Source organism: Dolichospermum circinale AWQC310F (assembly GCF_000426925.1).
Classification (GTDB): Bacteria; Cyanobacteriota; Cyanobacteriia; order Cyanobacteriales; family Nostocaceae; genus Dolichospermum; species Dolichospermum circinale.
Window position 1 is genome coordinate 25,996 of sequence record NZ_KE384687.1, and the last position, 17,680, is coordinate 43,675.

The window sequence follows — 17,680 nt, forward strand, 5'->3', positions numbered from 1 at the left end:
AGTTATTACGATGTTGACTCAACTTTTACTATTGCCAATCATGGGTCCACTTAATGGAGTTGTCTGGATTGCAGAGCAAATCCAAGAACGGACTAATACTGAATTTGATGCTCAAGAAAATTTGCATAAACAATTATTAAGCTTACAACTTTCTTTCGACATTGGCGAAATTTCTGAAGAGGAATTTGAGATTCAAGAAGAAGAGATTCTTTTAAAAATTCAAGCTTTGGAAGAGGAGGCACGCTTGGAACTAGAAGCTGAACAAGAGCAAGCACGTTTGGAACTAGAAACTGAACAAGAGCAAGCACCCTTGACACTAGAAGTTGAACAAGACGAATTTGAAAATCCACCTCTGTTTACACGGAACATTGATACATATAGGCATCTTGTGACACTATAGGTGACGGGACGGGAAATATATCTCCCCCTCTGCCGGATTTAACCCTTTGAAGATACGGTAATTACGAATTGCGAATTATACTATAACTAGTACAATATCCAAATAACGTTTAAGATGATCATAAAAAAACCCGCATTGGCGGGTGAATTATGGAATATCTGTTCATATTTTGCCAAATTGATCAAGATTTCGGATATTAATATTCAATCTCAAAAGTTTGGTAATTATTCGATTCAACAAAGGAGTTTGAACTGACTATGTTTTGAGTAGCACTAGGCTGAGGTTGACGCAATTTTTTAATCGTTTTCTCTGTATCCTCTATCTGGCTATTAAGGATGTCTAAACGCTGTTGCAATACGGCAGTCCGTTCCTTGATGTAACATAGTTCTCTCTGAATACGTTGCTTTTCCGTCACCATTTTATAAAGCTCTAATTGACTTGAAGCATCAGATTGATTTCTGGGCATGGTACTAACTTTAGCTCTGATAATACTGGGATTGCGAACATTTCTCATGAGAAATACCTGAATATTTCCTAGCATTATAACTAAGTTTTTGTTATTGTAAATCCCTAAATTATCCAGGTATAGATGAAAAAATTTATTCGGTATGGCAATGAATACGAATCTTAGGTAATTAATACCAGCAAATATTATTTTTATCTAGGTAAAATATATGGAATTAGAAAATTTCTACACTTATGCTTTTTTAGAAATACCCAGATTTCCCTTGGTTTTACCACAAGGCGCTGCTAATCAAGTAATACTGATTAATGGTTCGGGAATGTCGGCTATTGTCGAGCCAGGAATATCCTTGGAATCATTTCAAAATAATGATGAAAAAATTATCCAGATGGCTTTATCTCATGATCGAGTGATTTGTGAACTTTTTCAACAGGTTACAGTTTTACCCTTGCGTTTTGGAACTTGTTTTACTTCCACAAGCAACTTACTAAATTATCTAGAACTCCATAGACAAGAATATCAAGACAAACTAGAAAAAATTAATGGTAAAATTGAATTTACTTTAAAATTAATCCCGCGGACAATGGAAGAACCAGCAGCATTGGAAAGAGGAGGTAGGGATTATTTTTTAGCTAAAAAACAACGCTATCAAGACCAGAATAACTTTAGAATTGCTCAAGCCGCAGAAAAACAAAATCTGATTGATTCAATCACTAAAGTCCATCAATTGCCACTTGTTATTCAGGAAAAAGAAGAAGAAGTAAATATTTACCTATTGGTTAAGTCCCAAGATAAAACTTTGCTTTTAGAACAATTTTTAAATTGGCAAAAAGCTTGTCCACGTTGGGATTTACTTTTGGGAGAGTCTCTTCCTCCGTACCACTTTATTTAATGATTATTTATTAGTGTTTTAGTGATTTATTAAGTTTAATATGAACCAGTACGACTCATTTCATTTAATCATGTTTAGTGGTAAGGGTGGAGTTGGCAAAACTACCACTTCTTGCACTTTTGCTCGTTATTGGGCAAAACAGTTCCCGGAAGAAACAATTTTGTTACTTTCTACAGATCCAGCACATTCTTTAGGAGATGTGTTACTCACAGAGGTGAAAGATTATGCTTCACCATTACCAGATTTGCCCAATTTAAGTGTTCAGTCCTTAGATGCTGAAAAACTGCTGTTAGAATTTAAGGCCAAATATAGCAAATTTTTAGAATTACTGGTTGAGCGAGGAAGTCTAGCAGACGGACAAGATTTAGCCCCAGTTTGGGATTTGGACTGGCCTGGTTTAAACGAATTAATGGGATTACTAGAAATCCAACGTCTACTATCTGAAAAAAAAGTAAACCGCATAGTAGTTGATATGGCTCCTTCTGGTCATACCTTAAACCTGTTGCGATTGGAAGACTTTTTAGATGTGATTTTGAACTCATTAGAGTTATTCCAAAAAAAGCATCAGGTGATCACAGAAACTTTAACCGGACGTTATACTCTCGATGAAGTTGATGACTTTTTAGCTGATCTGAAATTTCAATTAGCAGAAGGTAGACGACTGCTACAAGATGATCAATTCACAGGTTGTATAGTTGTTGCTGTCTCTGAACCTATGTGTTTTGCCGAAACTGAGCGATTTATCGCCAGTTTAAAAAAACTAAATGTTCCCTATGGAGGAATGGTAATAAATCGAATTGTCAGTGATTCATCTATAGAGCCAGATCGCTATGCCGAACAGCAAAACTTTATCAATAAATTCTTAAAAATTTCTCAAAATAAACCTGTTTTTACAGTACCACAACAGCAATTCGCACCATTAGGAGGGTTAGCATTAGATAATCTAGCAGCAGAAATTCAATATATTGATCATGTGGAACTCGCTGCTCCACCACCAATTCAATGGCCGACTAAAATTACACCTAGCTTTGCTGACTTTGTAGCCGAAGGCTGTCAATTGATTGTTGTTGGTGGCAAAGGAGGAGTTGGTAAAACTACAGTGTCAGCAGCCATGGCCTGGGCGCTGGCTAATCGTTACCCTAACAAAAAAATTCGCGTCATTTCTATAGATCCTGCTCATTCCTTGGGAGATGCTTTTGGTGAAAAATTAGAACATGAACCAAAATTATTAGCTCCTAATTTAACTGGACAGGAAATTAATGCTGAGAAAATATTAGATCAATTTCGTGCAGATTACCTTTGGGAATTGGCGGATATGATTAGTGGTGAAGGAACAGAAGCAGACTCAACAATAAATATTGCCTATCTTCCAGAAGCTTGGCGGCAAATTATGTCTCAAGCTTTACCAGGTATTGATGAGATGCTATCCCTAATCACCATTATGGATTTATTAGACAGCAACGAGCAAGATTTGATTATTCTAGATACAGCACCCACAGGTCATCTTCTGCAATTTTTGTCAATGCCAACTGCATTAGGAGATTGGTTATCTTGGATATTTAAGCTGTGGATGAAATATCAGAATGTCCTGGGTCGAGTTGATTTCATGAAGCGGTTGCGAAGTCTGCGCGAACAAGTTGTTAAAGCTCAAAAGAAATTAAAAGACCCAAAACACACTCAATTTGTGGGTGTCATTCAGGCAGAAGCAGCAATTATAGCTGAACACATCCGCTTAACGAAATCTCTCAAAACTATAGGAATTCAACAGCGTTATGTGGTACAAAATCGCTACACACAAGATGTAGAGATTGAGAGCAGTTTGTTTTCACAGCAAACAATTATTCGCTTACCTAACTTACCCAGATCCGTCGAACCCATTGCCAGAATTAAAGCTGCTGCCGATCTTTTATTTTAAGTGGATAATATAGTCAAGAAAAAATGGTTTTTTTAGAGTCAATTTTTGGAGGAATGTGATGAGTGATTTATTTAAGGGATTCGAGCAGTTATTAGAACTGGTAAAAACTCTCGAAGAAAAATCAGAAAACGGAGAAATCAAAACCAATGTCCAGTTTAACTCCCGCCCATTAAGCAGTATTCCCAGAACAGGAAATATCCCCCGTACCAGTAATATGGGGGGTAATATGGGTAATATGGGTAATGACGTGGGTACAAGTCGCATGAACACTCAATCCCCCCCGGCTTCTGGTGCATGTCCCTCAGATCCAGTTGTTCCTCCCGATCCTACTTCAGGTATTGCTCTTAAAGATATCGGTGGACTGAGCGAAATTCTTAAAGAACTCAAAGAACTGGTTGCTATTCCGTTAAAACGCCCTGACCTATTGGCTAAATTAGGACTAGAACCCACCCACGGCGTATTATTAGTTGGTCCTCCAGGCACCGGTAAAACTCTCACAGCCCGGGCTTTGGCTGAAGAACTGGGCGTTAACTACATTGCTATTGTTGGTCCTGAAGTCATCAGTAAATATTATGGTGAAGCGGAACAAAGATTGCGCGGTATTTTTGAAAAAGCCGCCAAAAATGCTCCCTGTATTATTTTTATTGATGAAATTGATAGCCTCGCCCCAGACCGCAGTGCGGTAGAAGGGGAAGTTGAAAAGCGCCTCGTTGCCCAATTATTAGGCTTAATGGATGGTTTTTCCCATAGCCCAGGGGTGATTGTTCTCGCGGCTACCAACCGCCCTGACCACCTTGACCCAGCCCTGCGAAGACCAGGACGATTTGACCGGGAAGTCCAGTTTCGCATTCCTGATATCAACGGCCGTAAAGAAATCCTGCAAATTCTCACCCGTTCTATGCCCTTGGATAACACCGTTGACCTCGATTTTATCGCAGAGCGGGCGGTGGGATTTGTGGGGGCTGATTTGAAGGCCGTTTGTCAAAAGGCGGCTTATAGCGCCCTCCGTCGTCAAGTTCCTTCTATAGAGGTGCAAGCTCCAGAAAACATGACGGTTACTCAAACTGATTTTTTACAGGGACTAAAGGAAATCAAACCGGCTGTACTTCGCAGTGTGGAAGTTGAAGTTCCCCAAGTTGCTTGGGATGATATTGGTGGTTTAGAGAATATTAAGCAAACCCTCCGAGAATCTGTAGAAGGGGCGCTACTTTATCCAGAACTTTATCTACAAACTAAGGCTATTGCTCCCAAGGGGATTTTGCTATGGGGTCCTCCGGGAACTGGTAAAACTTTATTAGCAAAGGCTGTGGCTTCCCAGGCCAGAGCTAATTTTATTGGTGTCAATGGACCGGAATTACTAACCCGTTGGGTGGGTGCAAGTGAACAAGCAGTGCGGGAATTATTTGCTAAGGCTCGACAAGCAGAACCCTGTGTCATATTCATTGATGAAATTGATACCTTAGCTCCAGCAAGGGGAAGTTATAGCGGTGATTCAGGCGTGAGTAACCGGGTAGTAGGGCAATTATTAACTGAATTGGATGGTGTAGAGGCGGGTGCAAGTATTCTGGTCATTGGGGCTACAAACCGTCCTGATGCTCTCGACTCAGCATTATTACGGGCAGGTAGGTTAGATTTACAACTTAAAGTAGATTTACCTGATTTAGCTAGTCGTTTAGATATTTTGCGGGTTTATACTGAGGGACGACCATTATTAGACGTGAATTTAACATATTGGTCTGAAGTCACAGAAGGTTGGAATGGTGCTGATTTAGTATTGCTGTGTAATCAAGCTGCTGTGGAAGCTATTCGCCGTTTCCGAGCGCAAGGACAGACGGATCCTGCTGATATCAGAATTACTAATGATGATTTTGAATATTCTCATCAGGTTTTAGTCAGTCAACGTCATGCTTAGTTAGATTTTCGCTGTTACCCCTGGCTGCAAGTAATTTGTCCGGGGGTCACAAAGCATAGAAAAGTAAGTGCAATGGCCATACTACTGGTAATTGTTTTTAGCCTCGCTACAACTGGATACAATTGTTATGAGTTGATTTAGCCGCTTTACAGCAGTTTCCGATCTGATAACGTATCTAGGTTTTCTTTGGGTACTTTTTCAGCAACTCCTACTTAGCGAGCATTGGTAAAATAGGTTTAAAAATCTGATTCAGAACATTATTTCTAATACGAATAGATATATCCCACATTCCGCAATCTAAACCATAAGCCATGATTTCTACTCCCATATCTTCTCTATTTAATCTTACACTCTTTTTGTCTCATTCTTAAGTTAAACTACTATATTTATTCGTTTCACTTTCTCACACCATTTCCGTTTTAATGCTACTCATTCTCATTAAGCTTCTTTCTCTTTAATTTATCTTTAGTTTTTATGTACTACTTTAAGGGCTTTTCTGATCTGTGACAATTGAGGGTGCGGAATGTCGGTTTAAACCCAATTTTTTGATGATTTTTTAGCGAACTGCTTGCAGCAGCGCTTCGCTATGGTTATTTATCTGGACTTAATCCGCAAAAACTGAAACGACCAAATATACTTCATACAGATGATGGTTAATTTGTACAGTGGGTGAGTCATATATTCCCAACTCCGTAACTCCTGGATTTTCCTGTGAAGTATTTAAGTATGGTATTACATAAATGCACATCTGGAGATAAATATTGTATGGACAATTCCTGAATCGTCCATACAAGGGTTTTCGGTCACGCAGCCCATATTTAATTTAATTTCCAGAAGATATCTCATCTAAAACTGCTCAATGCCAATGTTTACCTAAATCACTTGACTAATATCTATCTATAGGGTTATACTCATTGACGTTTGGTGAAACATCAAAATAAAAAAGAGACATTGCATTTAATTATTTATTGGTCAAATATCGTCATTTATTTTTTCATTGATTGTGGGAGGTAAGAGTTTTAAAAATTGTATCATTTAGCTCGTAGTTGGCGGATGACACGCCCGTGAGTAGTATCCGATCACCTACCTAGTATCTCCTGACTGTTTAGGGGATATTTGTGCCGATGTGCGTGACAATATGAAAAATCAAAAATCAGGTGCGTAAATTTATCTAATTTCTGGGAATCTTCTCACAGCGATCATAATTCAATAAAGATTTGGTAAATTTAGTTAGTTAATCTGGGAGTATCTATGACATCATTGGTGGAATTAAAATCAGAGGTATTAAGTGATTCACAATCCCAAGTGGAGGGGTCGCGTTGGCTGATTTTTGGTGGTGGAGATCATGCCATCAAATTTGCTCAGATGCTGTTAGCTCACAAACCATCACAAGAATTAGTTATTCTCACAGAAAATCCCCATAATATCTTTGATATCTCCAACTTAGAAGAAACCGAAACCCAGATAACTTATGGGGGAAGACTAAGCGATTTATCCAACTGGAGTCAACAATCCTGGTCTGGCGTGGTAGTGGAGACCCAAACAGGCCTCCATGAGACACAAGTGCAAAGTCTGATGCAAATGCGACTAAAAGGTATTCCGGTTTATCGTCTACCCGATATTTGGGAAACCTTATATCACAAACTCCCTCCGTCCCTACTTGAGGATGAGTGGTTTACCTTTAGTAAAGGCTTTCGACTAGTATCTAGTAATACTAATCAAAAAATCAAGAGATATACAGATTTAATAGTCACTATGCTATTATTTGTATTGCTGTTTCCGCTCATGGTTTTGGTAGGACTGATGATTAAACTAGATAGTCCAGGTCCGATTTTCTATAGCCAATTGCGAACCGGACTCAACGGTAAACCATTTCGGGTTTACAAGTTCCGTTCCATGTATCAAGACGCTGAAAAACAGGGCGCACAATGGGCAAGCCAACGTGATTCCCGTATTACCAGAGTAGGACATTGGCTACGACTCCTGCGAATTGACGAACTACCCCAGATTTGGAACGTGTTGCGCTCAGAAATGAGCCTGATTGGTCCTCGTCCAGAAAGGCCAGAATTTGATGTCAAGCTCAAAGAAGCGATTCCTTACTACGAACTGCGTTATTTAGTCAAACCAGGAATCACAGGCTGGGCGCAAGTTCTTTATCCCTATGGTGCTTCCATAGAAGATGCCTACGAAAAGCTGTCCTACGACATATACTATATGAAGAACTATTCGCTCTGGTTGGATTTAGTTATCGCTTTTAAAACCATCAAAGTCGTCTTATTAGGTAAGGGCAGATGAATCAAAAAGTCTTGGTGACAGGCGGTGCAGGCTATATCGGTTCTCATGTAGTCCGTCAACTGGGAGAAGCTGGTTATGACGTAGTTGTCTATGACAACTGCTCCACAGGCGTGACCAATTCCGTACTCCATGGTCAACTAATTATTGGTGATTTAGCAGATATAGACCGCCTTTACCAAGTCTTTGCCAAGCATCAATTTAGTGCAGTACTTCACTTTGCCGCCAGTCTAGTTGTCCCAGAATCGGTTGCGTACCCCCTTGATTATTACGCTAATAACACCCGTAATACCCTAAACCTGCTCCGCTGTTGTAGTGTCATGGGCGTTAACCAATTAATTTTTTCTAGTACGGCCGCAGTTTATGGCGAGCCTCAAGAAAATCCGGTTACGGAAAATACTCCAACCCTACCGATTAACCCCTACGGACGCTCCAAATTGATGAGCGAATTAATGATTCGAGACTACGCCCTAGCGTCTCCTATGCGATATATAATATTGCGTTACTTTAACGTCGCCGGAGCCGACCCTGGTGGAAGAATCGGACAAAACTCACCGAATGCAACTCACTTGATTGCAAATGTTTGTAATGCTGCCCTTAAACGCCAATCAGAATTAAAGATATTTGGCACCGATTTCCCCACCCCAGATGGTACAGGAATCCGAGATTATATCCATGTTGAAGACCTGGCCACAGCCCATGTAGATGGTTTACGCTACTTGCAACAGAACGGAGAAAGTCAAATTCTCAACTGTGGCTATGGCAAAGGTTATAGTGTTAGGCAAGTTGTGGAACAGGCGAAAGCTATTTCTGGGGTAGATTTTCCCGTGATTGAATTAAAACGTCGTCCTGGAGACCCAGCCTGCGTAACAGCTTGTGCGGATAAAATTAGGCAGGTATTGAATTGGCAACCCAAGCATAATAATCTGGATGATATCATTTATAGTCATCTAGTTTGGGAAACCAGAAAGCTAAAAGATACAATATAAACCACGGGTTAGGGCAACAGGTGAGAGGGTTGGGTAGGTGTCAGGTTAACTGTAGTAGAGACGTTCCATGGAACGTCCCTACATAGATCAGACACTTTTAGAATGAAGCAGGAAGAAAAAACAGGAAGAATGTTAACATTAGTTGGCTTTTTTGGAGCGGATAACCTCTCACATTGACCACAGAAAGAAAAAAATCTGGTAATTGTTAACTTATGTTAACTTTTTTGGCGGAACTTATTTAGTCTACAAAATGTCTCTAATGTGGATAAATAAGTGATAAAATCAGTATATTTTATGAAATTAATATATGTCTATTAACCAAGAAGACCAAGATTCCATTGATATTCAACAGTATTGGCTGATATTAAAAAGACGTTGGTTCGTCGCCTCAGTTGTGATGGCCTCCGTCATCTCAGCTACAGCCTTTGTCACTTACACACAAAAACCAGTTTACGAATCACAAGGTAAGCTCGTTTTTACCAAAAAAGATGCGGCTTCATCCTTGTCAAGTCTATCAGACAAGATGGGAGAACTAGGCGGACTCACAAACCTCAGCAACCCAGTTGATACCGAGGCCGAAGTCATTCGTTCCAATCCCATTGTCACGAAAACTATTACCGAACTAAAGCTCAAGGGTAGAAAAGGCGCACCCATGACCATGGATGATTTCCTGAAAATACTCAAGCTCAAGACTATCCGGGGGACGGATGTGATGGAAATTTCCTACAAGAGTACCGATAAACGAGAAGCCGCCAATGTAGTCAATTCCTTGATGAAATATTACCTGGCTAGTAATGTTAGCACTAACCGCGCCGAGGCGATCGCTGCCCGGGAATTTTTGTCTAAGGAGTTGCCAAAGGTAGAAAGACGAGTTACGGAAGCAGAAATAGCTCTGCGTCGGTTTAAAGAAACGAACCGAGTCGTGGCTTTGGATGTAGAAGCCAGAGTGAGTTTGGAATCCTTAGGAAGGCTAACTGAGTCCATTACCCAAAGCCAAGGGGAATTGGCAGCAGCTTATACTCGCTCAGTAGCATTACAAAATGAAATGAAACTGACTACACAACAAGCCGTTGATCTGAGCAGTTTAAGTCAATCCCCTGGGGTACAGCAGGTTCTAACAGAATACCAAAAGACACAACACGACCTAGCGATAGCGCGAACCCTTTATACCAATGATAATCCCAAAGTTGTTGATTTATTACTCAAAGAAGCAGCCCAGAAAAAAGAACTAGAAGCGCGAGTTACCGAAACCGTTGGTAATTCCAACTCCTTACCCAAAGAGAACTTGCAAATAGGAGAACTGAAACAGGCATTAACTCAGGATCTAGTCAAGTCAGAGGTAGAAAGATTGGCCTTGACAAACCAAGTCGGGGAATTACGAAAGGTATTTATGGTCAATAAAAGCCGTTTAGATAGCTTACCTCGACTCGAACAACAACAGTTACAGCTACAGCGACAGTTGATGGTAGCACAAACCACCTACCAAGAACTGCTGAGGCAATTCCAGTTAGTTCAAGTCATGGAGAATCAGAATGTAGGTAATGCCCGGATCATTTCTGAAGCTTTAGTGCCTGAGATTGCCGTCTCTCCCAAAAAGCCACTAAATTTAGCACTAGGTGGTTTTTTGGGAATCCTCCTGGGTGCAGGGACCGCACTCCTGTTAGAATCTATGAACCAAACCCTGAAAAATATTGAAGAAGCCAATCGGTTCTTGGGCTTCCCCCTGCTGGGGACAATTCCCCAATATGGTGAAAAAAAGAGGAAAAATACCGTGGAAGGTCTGCTGGAAGTGCCTTTGCTGGATCAACCTTATTCACCAGTCAGTACATCCTTGGAAATGCTCAATACTAACCTGGGCTTCACCATTTCTGACAAAGAGTTACAGGTGATTTTGGTCACTAGTTCAACAGCTGGAGAAGGTAAATCTTTTGTGGCAGCCAATCTGGCTGTAGCCGCATCCCATGTGGGAAAACGCGTGCTGTTAATAGATTGTGATATGCGTCGTCCCCGTCAGCACCGCATTTGGGAAATACCCAACCTGCTGGGCATGAGTAATATCTTAGCCGGTCAGAACGAGGTAAAACCAGCTATCCACACAGTATTCTCTAATGTGGATATGCTACCAGCCGGAAAAATTCCACCTAACCCAGTGACACTTTTAGATTCCCAGCGTATGGCTGACTTGATTGAGGAAGCCCGCCAGGATTATGATTTTGTGGTCATTGACACGCCACCCTTGACAGCCGTTACTGATCCTCTGATTATCGGCAAGTTTGCTGATGGCTTATTGCTAGTTGTCCGTCCTGGACGGGTGGAATATTCAGCGTTGAAGTCCGCGAAATCATTACTCAATCAATCAAAAGTGCCTGTTTTGGGCATGGCCGTGAATGGTGTTAGTGAAGAAAGCGGTTATGGTGGTTACTACTATTATAGAGGTTATAGGGGTTACTATCGAGAAAGAGAAGAAACCACTAAGCACAACAAGTCTGTGGAAATTAACTTGAAATAGGGCTTGACTTTACTCCCTGCTCATGCAACACTATAAAAATAGGATGTGTCATCCTTGATTGGTTAGACACAAAAACAGTTTTTACATCTGTAGCATTAATTGAATTATCATTATTTTGGGAGTTGAGCTTTGATGGTCTTAGGATCTCAGTTCCTCCCTCGCAACCTACTAGTAACTGAGAAGGCCGGAGCATGGGAAAGCTCTGTCTAATTATGGTATGATGGTACTATAGTGCGATCGCTAACCAATTCAATACTGATGGAAAAAACCGATTGACCTTAGTTAACTACGTTAGTTGTGTATCTCGGCTACCCCAATCATAAATATATGACCATCAGTGCCGTAAAAGATCTTACAAAAGATATTTCTTTAGAAAAGTTCTTAATGATGCCGGAGACCAAGCCCGCGTTAGAGTTCTTGGCTGGAGACATTATTCAAAAACCTATGCCTAAAGGAAGACACAGCCGACTGCAAGGGAAACTTGGCAGCCAAATTAATTTGGTGAGTGAATCTGAAAAAATTGCCTATGCTTTTCCTGAACTCAGGTGTAGCTTTGGTAATCGGTCAATTGTTCCTGATATAGCAGTTTTTACATGGGAGCATATTCCCTTCCTGGCCAATGGAGAAGTCCCAGATAGATTTGAACAATCTCCAGATTGGGTAATTGAGATTCTTTCTCCTGAACAGAAATCAAATAAAGTGATTGGGAATATCTTACATTGTATAGAGCATGGGTGTAAATTAGGATGGTTTATTGATCCTGATGATTTAAGTATTCTAGTATTTTTATGCGATCGCCAACCAATGCTGCTGGAAAAAACCGATATTCTACCTGTATTGGCGGGAGTACAGTTAAAATTAACTGTTGATGATGTATTTGGCTGGTTGAAAATGGCTTAATTAAGCAATACCTTAGACAAGTTATCTCCTCGCCACCAATGTTAAATTAGTCCTTATGGGGATGCCATCGCAGGATACTATGACTGAATCAACATTGCCGAAACTAAATAACCCACAGATAGATATAGATAGTTTATCACCAGATTTTGTTCAGCCGCCGACACAAGACGAATTACTTTACGATGATGGCATTCCCATGGAGACCTACCGCCATAAACTGCAAATGGATTTACTAGTTGATCCTTTGTCATATTGGCTACGCGATCGCAATGCCTTTGTGGGCGGAAATATGTTTGTTTATTTTAGCCCCCATCAATTAAAAAATCATGATTTTCGCGGTCCAGATATGTTTGCCGTGCTAGATGTTCCCAAAGGTGAGCGTAAATGCTGGGTAACTTGGGAAGAGGGTAAAAGTCCAGATGTAGTAGTAGAGTTACTGTCTTCAAGCACCGCGTCGCGGGATAAAACAGAGAAAAAAGAAATTTACCAAAAACGGCTGCGAGTACCAGAGTATTTCTGGTTTGATCCCTTTAATCCCAGTGATTTTGCTGGGTTTAGTATGGGCAGTGATGGTTATGAACCGATAATTCCCGATGCCCAAAATAGACTGGTTAGTAAGCAGTTAGGGTTAGCCTTAGTGCAGTGGTCGGGGGTGTTTGGCTATGCCGATACTGTTTGGTGTCGGTGGGCAACTTTCGATGGGGTTCTTTTACCTACGGAGCATGAACTAGCTCAGGAAGCACAACAACAAGCCCAGGAGGCACAACAGCAAGCCAAAGAGGCACAAGAGCAAGCCCAGGAAGCTCTACAAAGAGCAGAGGGAGCAGAATTATTACTAGCACAAGAGCAACAGAGAATGGAAAAGTTGCTGGCACAATTACGGGCAAAGGGAATCAATCCCCATGAACTCTAATAGAATCAAAAAAACTATAAAACTATCAAGAATTTCTCTAAAATCACCATTGCTAAAATCTAGAATGAAATAACCCGGCATACAAACCATACTCCCCAAAGAGTAAAATCATGTCTTATAATCAGTACAAAAATATTGCCCAAGTCTTAGGGGACTTTCCTTTAACTTATCAAGAAGAGAATTTCATCCAAGAAAATCCCTTAGAAATTGATGATTACTTTCGTAATCGTTTTGAATTGGTTTTACGGGAAGGGGTTGTATTTAACTCAGAGTATGCTATTTGTGAAGGAGTTATTTTTCCCATTTTAATTGAAATTTGGCAAAAGTATAAGGATAAGTTATTAGTATGGAGTCATCAGCCGTTAAATTTTGATGAAAGACTATCAGGTATCCCTGATTATATTGTTGCCAAAAGATCACCTAGAGGCAAAATTGTTTTTGAGTATCCTTATCTAATATTAGTAGAGGCTAAAAAAGACAACTTTGAGGAAGGGTGGGGACAATGTTTAGCCGAATTAATTTCCGCTCAGAAGCTAAACAATCAACCGGAACAATTATTATATGGTATTGTTTCTAATGGTAAAATATGGGAATTTGGACAACTGCGAGAACAGGATTTTATTAAAAATATCCAGGAATATAGTATATCTAATTTAGATAAATTATTTGCCGGACTTAACTTCGTTTTTGGACAAAGTTAGTTCTTTATGCCAGGAAATATGCCTAAAATGAAAATTAGCCCATGCTAAGTAAATTAAATTTCAAAAAGAAGCTGTCATTTCTTAAATCAAGTGATAAACTAAGAGGAATTATTGCGAATACAGGTTGGTTATTTGCAGACCGCATCCTACGCATGGGTGTGGGGTTATTTGTGGGGGTTTGGGTCGCTCGCTACTTAGGAGTACAACAGTTTGGGATTTTTAACTATGCTACTGCTTTTGTGGCTTTATTTAGTACCCTTTCCACCCTTGGTTTAGATGCCATAGTAGTCCGCTCTATAGTCCGAGAGCCTGAGAAGAGAGCGGAAATTCTAGGAACAGCTTTCTGGCTGAAATTGTTTGGTGGTGTTGCCGCTTTAATACTAGCTGTTAGCTCTATTATTGCGGTGCGTCATGATGACCAATTGACTATTTCCCTAGTAGCGATATTGTCATCTGTAGGGATTTTCCAGGCTTTTGATACAATTGATCTTTGGTTTCAATCTCAGGTACAGTCAAAGTATACCGTAATTGCTAAAAATACGGCTTTTGTCATCACTGCTTTAGTTAAAGTAGCTTTGATCAGTTTTCATGCTCCATTAATTGCTTTTGCTTGGGCAGGATTAGGAGAGGTAAGTTTAGGGGCGATCGGTTTGATCATATCCTACAGAGTTAGGGGTTATTCACCTTGGTTGTGGCCTTGGAGTTCACCACTTGCTAAGACCCTTCTCAAAGAAAGTTGGCCTTTGATATTGTCTGGTTTAAGTATCATGATCTACATGAAAATTGACCAGATTATGTTAGGGGAAATGATTGGTGATAAATCTGTGGGTATTTACTCTGCTGCAGCGAAGATTTCTGAGGTCTGGTATTTTATTCCAATGGCTATTGCTTCTTCAGTTGCTCCTTCGATCTATGCAGCTAAGGAAGTAGGTGAGGATATATATTATCGACGAATAAAACAGTTGCTTAGACTGTTGGTGTTAATTTCCATTTTAATCGCTGTGCCAATGTCCTTTATCTCTGGTACATTAATCACAACACTTTTTGGTAACAATTATGCCGAATCCGGAAATATATTAGCAATACATATTTGGTCATCCATATTTGTATTTATGGGGGTAGGGACATCATCTTGGTTTATAGCGGAGGGCTTAACAGTGTTTTCTCTGCGTAGAACCCTAATTGGTGCAATTACAAACATTGTGTTAAACTTGATTCTAATACCTGGTTATGGTGGAGTTGGTGCAGCTATAGCTACTGTAATTTCTCAAGCATTTGCTTCTTTTTTGAGTAATGCGACTCATCCCAAAACTAGAAAAATATTTAATATTCAGGTTAAATCTCTTATACCGTTTAGTTGGTAAATTTGTTGTAATTTATTAATTGAAATAATTATGAAAACTCCAGTTGCATTTATCATATTCAACCGTCCAGATACAACCAAAAGAGTATTTGAAGCCATTCGTCATGCTAAACCTCCCAAACTTTTAGTTATTGCCGATGGACCTCGTGCAGACCGTCCGGGAGAAGCAGAAAAATGTGCTGCTGCCAGGACGATTATTGAGGGTGTGGATTGGGAATGTGAGGTATTGACTAATTATTCAGATGTTAATTTAGGATGTAAAATACGGGTTTCCAGTGGATTAGATTGGGTATTTTCTGAAGTTGAAGAAGCTATTATTTTAGAGGATGATTGTCTACCTGACCCTAGTTTCTTTCCTTTTTGTGAAGAACTTTTAGAACGTTATCGAGACGATACAAGAATTGCTGTTATTTCTGGACAAAATGTACAGTTTGGTCGCAAACGAACAAATTATAGCTACTACTTCTCTCGCTATAATCACTGTTGGGGGTGGGCAAGTTGGAGGAGAGCTTGGGAAAACTTCGATTATGATATGAAGTTATGGACTTTAGTTAGGGATAATGGCTGGTTAAAAGATATATTAAAGGACGATGATTTAGTAAAATGTTTCACTAAAATTTTTCAAGATGTTTATGATGGTAAGATAAATAGCTGGGCGTACCGTTGGACATTATCTTGTTGGCTACAAGGACAACTAAGTGTGTTATCTAACATTAACTTAATATCTAATATCGGCTTTGGTGAAGGCGGGACTAATACAAAAGAATCTGTGTCCATATTTTCTAATATGCCTACTCAAAAGCTAGAATTTCCTCTGCATCATCCACCATTTATGATTCAAGATACAAAGGCTGATCAGATTACTGGCAGGAATTTATACTGCTCGTCTTTAAGCAGTCGCGTTAAAGCAAAGATTAAAAAGATTTATCATAAATTATTGTGTTAATAAATTACTTGATGCTGGTTTTTATTTGATTTGCCCACAAGGTAATGGTAATTTTATATTTGTAAATAAAAATGATTAAACCACTGCTAATTAGCACTAATGATATTAATGGGGGTGCTGCCCGCGCCACTTATCGTTTACATCAAGGCTTAAAAAGTATTGGTGTAGATTCCCAAATGCTTGTACAAAACAAGCAGAGTGATGATTACAAAGTAATTTCTCCAGCAAGCAAACTAGGTAAAGGTATTGGCAAATTAAAACCCACTCTCGATAGTCTACCATTACAAATTTATCCCCAGCGCGATCGCTCTACTTATTCCGTTCAATGGCTACCAGATAACCTAGCCGCAAAAGTAGCTCAAATTAATCCTGATGTGATTAATTTACACTGGATTAATGGTGGCTCTCTAAAAATAGAGACTATTGCTAAATTCAAAAAACCCATAATTTGGACACTGCATGATATGTGGGCATTTACAGGAGGGTGTCACTACAACGGAGATTGTATGAATTACACAAACTCCTGTGGGGCTTGTCCTCAACTACACAGCAATAGGGAAAAAGACTTATCGCGCTGGATTTGGCAACGTAAAGCCAAGGCATGGCAAGACTTAAATTTAACTATAGTTACTCCTAGCCATTGGTTAGCTAAATGTGCTGCTTCTAGTTCCTTACTAAAAAATGTCAGAATTGAGGTTATTCCTAATGGACTGGATACGAAACAGTATAAACCAATCGAAAAATCTGTAGCGCGATCTATTCTCGGTTTACCTGAAGATAAGCAACTTGTTCTGTTTGGAGCTATGAGTGCAACGAGCGATCCTAGAAAAGGTTTTAATTTTCTACAATCAGCTTTACAAAATCTCACCCAATCTGGGTGGGGAGAGCAAGTAGAATTGGTTGTATTTGGATCTTCTCAACCTAAAAACCCTACTGAACTTGGCTTTAAATCACATTATTTAGGTAGATTAAATGATGATATTTCTCTCTCCTTAGTTTATGCAGCGGCGGATGTATTTCTTGCTCCTTCTGTGCAAGATAATTTACCAAACACGGTTATGGAGTCTTCAGCTTGCGGTACTCCTTGCGTAGCGTTTGATATTGGCGGTATGTGTGATATGATAGAACACCAAAAAAATGGCTACCTGGCTAAACCTTTTGATGTCGAAGACTTAGCTAGAGGAATTAGTTGGGTATTAGAGGATGAAGAAAGCTTACGAAAGCTAGGCATTAATAGTCGTGAAAAAGTTGAGCAGAACTTTACTTTAGAAATACAAGCTAACAAGTATATATCTGTATATCAAGATATATAGAACATAAGAGTATCATGGGAATTGGGATGCGCGATATAAAGTTATGTTTTTCCAACATTTTTCTATAGCGGTATGCACTTGAGTGAGATAGAGTTAGCAAATTGTCAAGCCTGTAGGGGCGCAGGGTCTGCGCCCTCGATTGTATTGCATCCCAACAATAACCGCTATAAGA

The 17,680-nt window shown here is 39.8% G+C and carries 13 protein-coding genes and 1 pseudogene; 13 read left to right on the forward strand and 1 reads right to left on the reverse strand.

What is annotated here, in order from left to right; all coding sequences use genetic code 11:
• Positions 1-10: 10 nt before the first annotated feature.
• The gene (locus ACIR310F_RS23705; RefSeq protein ID WP_051289635.1) at positions 11-400 is read left to right on the forward strand and encodes a gas vesicle protein GvpG; all 390 of its coding nucleotides are present in this window, start codon (positions 11-13) and stop codon (positions 398-400) included.
• Positions 401-596: 196 nt separating this feature from the next.
• Here ACIR310F_RS23705 and ACIR310F_RS0113485 read toward each other — a convergent pair whose 3' ends face one another.
• Positions 597-941, reverse strand: coding sequence for a gas vesicle protein (locus ACIR310F_RS0113485; RefSeq protein WP_231387529.1), 345 nt, complete (start codon positions 939-941; stop codon positions 597-599).
• Between the two features lie 133 nt (positions 942-1,074).
• Between ACIR310F_RS0113485 and ACIR310F_RS0113490 the strand changes: the two genes are divergently transcribed.
• The 12 genes and pseudogenes from ACIR310F_RS0113490 to ACIR310F_RS0113550 all read left to right on the forward strand — a co-directional run bounded on the left by ACIR310F_RS0113490 (position 1,075) and on the right by ACIR310F_RS0113550 (position 17,508).
• Positions 1,075-1,755, forward strand: a complete 681-nt coding sequence (locus ACIR310F_RS0113490) for a GvpL/GvpF family gas vesicle protein (RefSeq protein ID WP_028084279.1) — start codon at positions 1,075-1,077, stop codon at positions 1,753-1,755.
• 70 nt (positions 1,756-1,825) lie between these two features.
• Complete coding sequence (locus tag ACIR310F_RS0113495; protein ID WP_028084280.1) at positions 1,826-3,670, forward strand: ArsA family ATPase; 1,845 nt, start codon at positions 1,826-1,828, stop codon at positions 3,668-3,670.
• Positions 3,671-3,728: 58 nt separating this feature from the next.
• Positions 3,729-5,582, forward strand: a complete 1,854-nt coding sequence (locus tag ACIR310F_RS0113500) for an AAA family ATPase (RefSeq protein ID WP_028084281.1) — start codon at positions 3,729-3,731, stop codon at positions 5,580-5,582.
• Positions 5,583-6,887: 1,305 nt separating this feature from the next.
• Positions 6,888-7,877: pseudogene (locus ACIR310F_RS22515) on the forward strand (sugar transferase); the annotation flags it as partial.
• A complete protein-coding gene (gene galE, locus ACIR310F_RS0113515; RefSeq protein ID WP_028084282.1) occupies positions 7,874-8,863 on the forward strand; it encodes a UDP-glucose 4-epimerase GalE in 990 nt (329 codons plus the stop codon). The pseudogene ACIR310F_RS22515 and the gene galE, both read left to right, overlap by 4 nt.
• Before the next feature lie 307 nt (positions 8,864-9,170).
• Complete coding sequence (locus ACIR310F_RS22520; protein WP_035367987.1) at positions 9,171-11,372, forward strand: GumC family protein; 2,202 nt, start codon at positions 9,171-9,173, stop codon at positions 11,370-11,372.
• Positions 11,373-11,699: 327 nt separating this feature from the next.
• Positions 11,700-12,272 (forward strand): Uma2 family endonuclease, encoded by a 573-nt coding sequence (locus tag ACIR310F_RS0113525; RefSeq protein ID WP_028084283.1) that lies wholly within the window; start codon positions 11,700-11,702, stop codon positions 12,270-12,272.
• Positions 12,273-12,351: 79 nt separating this feature from the next.
• A complete protein-coding gene (locus tag ACIR310F_RS0113530) occupies positions 12,352-13,185 on the forward strand; it encodes a Uma2 family endonuclease (protein ID WP_155963810.1) in 834 nt (277 codons plus the stop codon).
• A gap of 110 nt (positions 13,186-13,295) precedes the next feature.
• Positions 13,296-13,886 carry a hypothetical protein gene (locus tag ACIR310F_RS0113535; RefSeq protein WP_028084285.1) on the forward strand — a complete coding sequence of 197 codons (591 nt, stop codon included), beginning with the start codon at positions 13,296-13,298 and terminating at the stop codon, positions 13,884-13,886.
• Positions 13,887-13,927: 41 nt separating this feature from the next.
• On the forward strand, positions 13,928-15,250 hold the full coding sequence (locus ACIR310F_RS0113540) for a flippase (protein WP_028084286.1): 1,323 nt from the start codon (positions 13,928-13,930) through the stop codon (positions 15,248-15,250).
• 30 nt (positions 15,251-15,280) lie between these two features.
• The gene (locus tag ACIR310F_RS0113545; RefSeq protein WP_028084287.1) at positions 15,281-16,195 is read left to right on the forward strand and encodes a hypothetical protein; all 915 of its coding nucleotides are present in this window, start codon (positions 15,281-15,283) and stop codon (positions 16,193-16,195) included.
• Positions 16,196-16,269: 74 nt separating this feature from the next.
• Complete coding sequence (locus ACIR310F_RS0113550; protein WP_028084288.1) at positions 16,270-17,508, forward strand: glycosyltransferase family 4 protein; 1,239 nt, start codon at positions 16,270-16,272, stop codon at positions 17,506-17,508.
• Positions 17,509-17,680 lie beyond the last annotated feature (172 nt).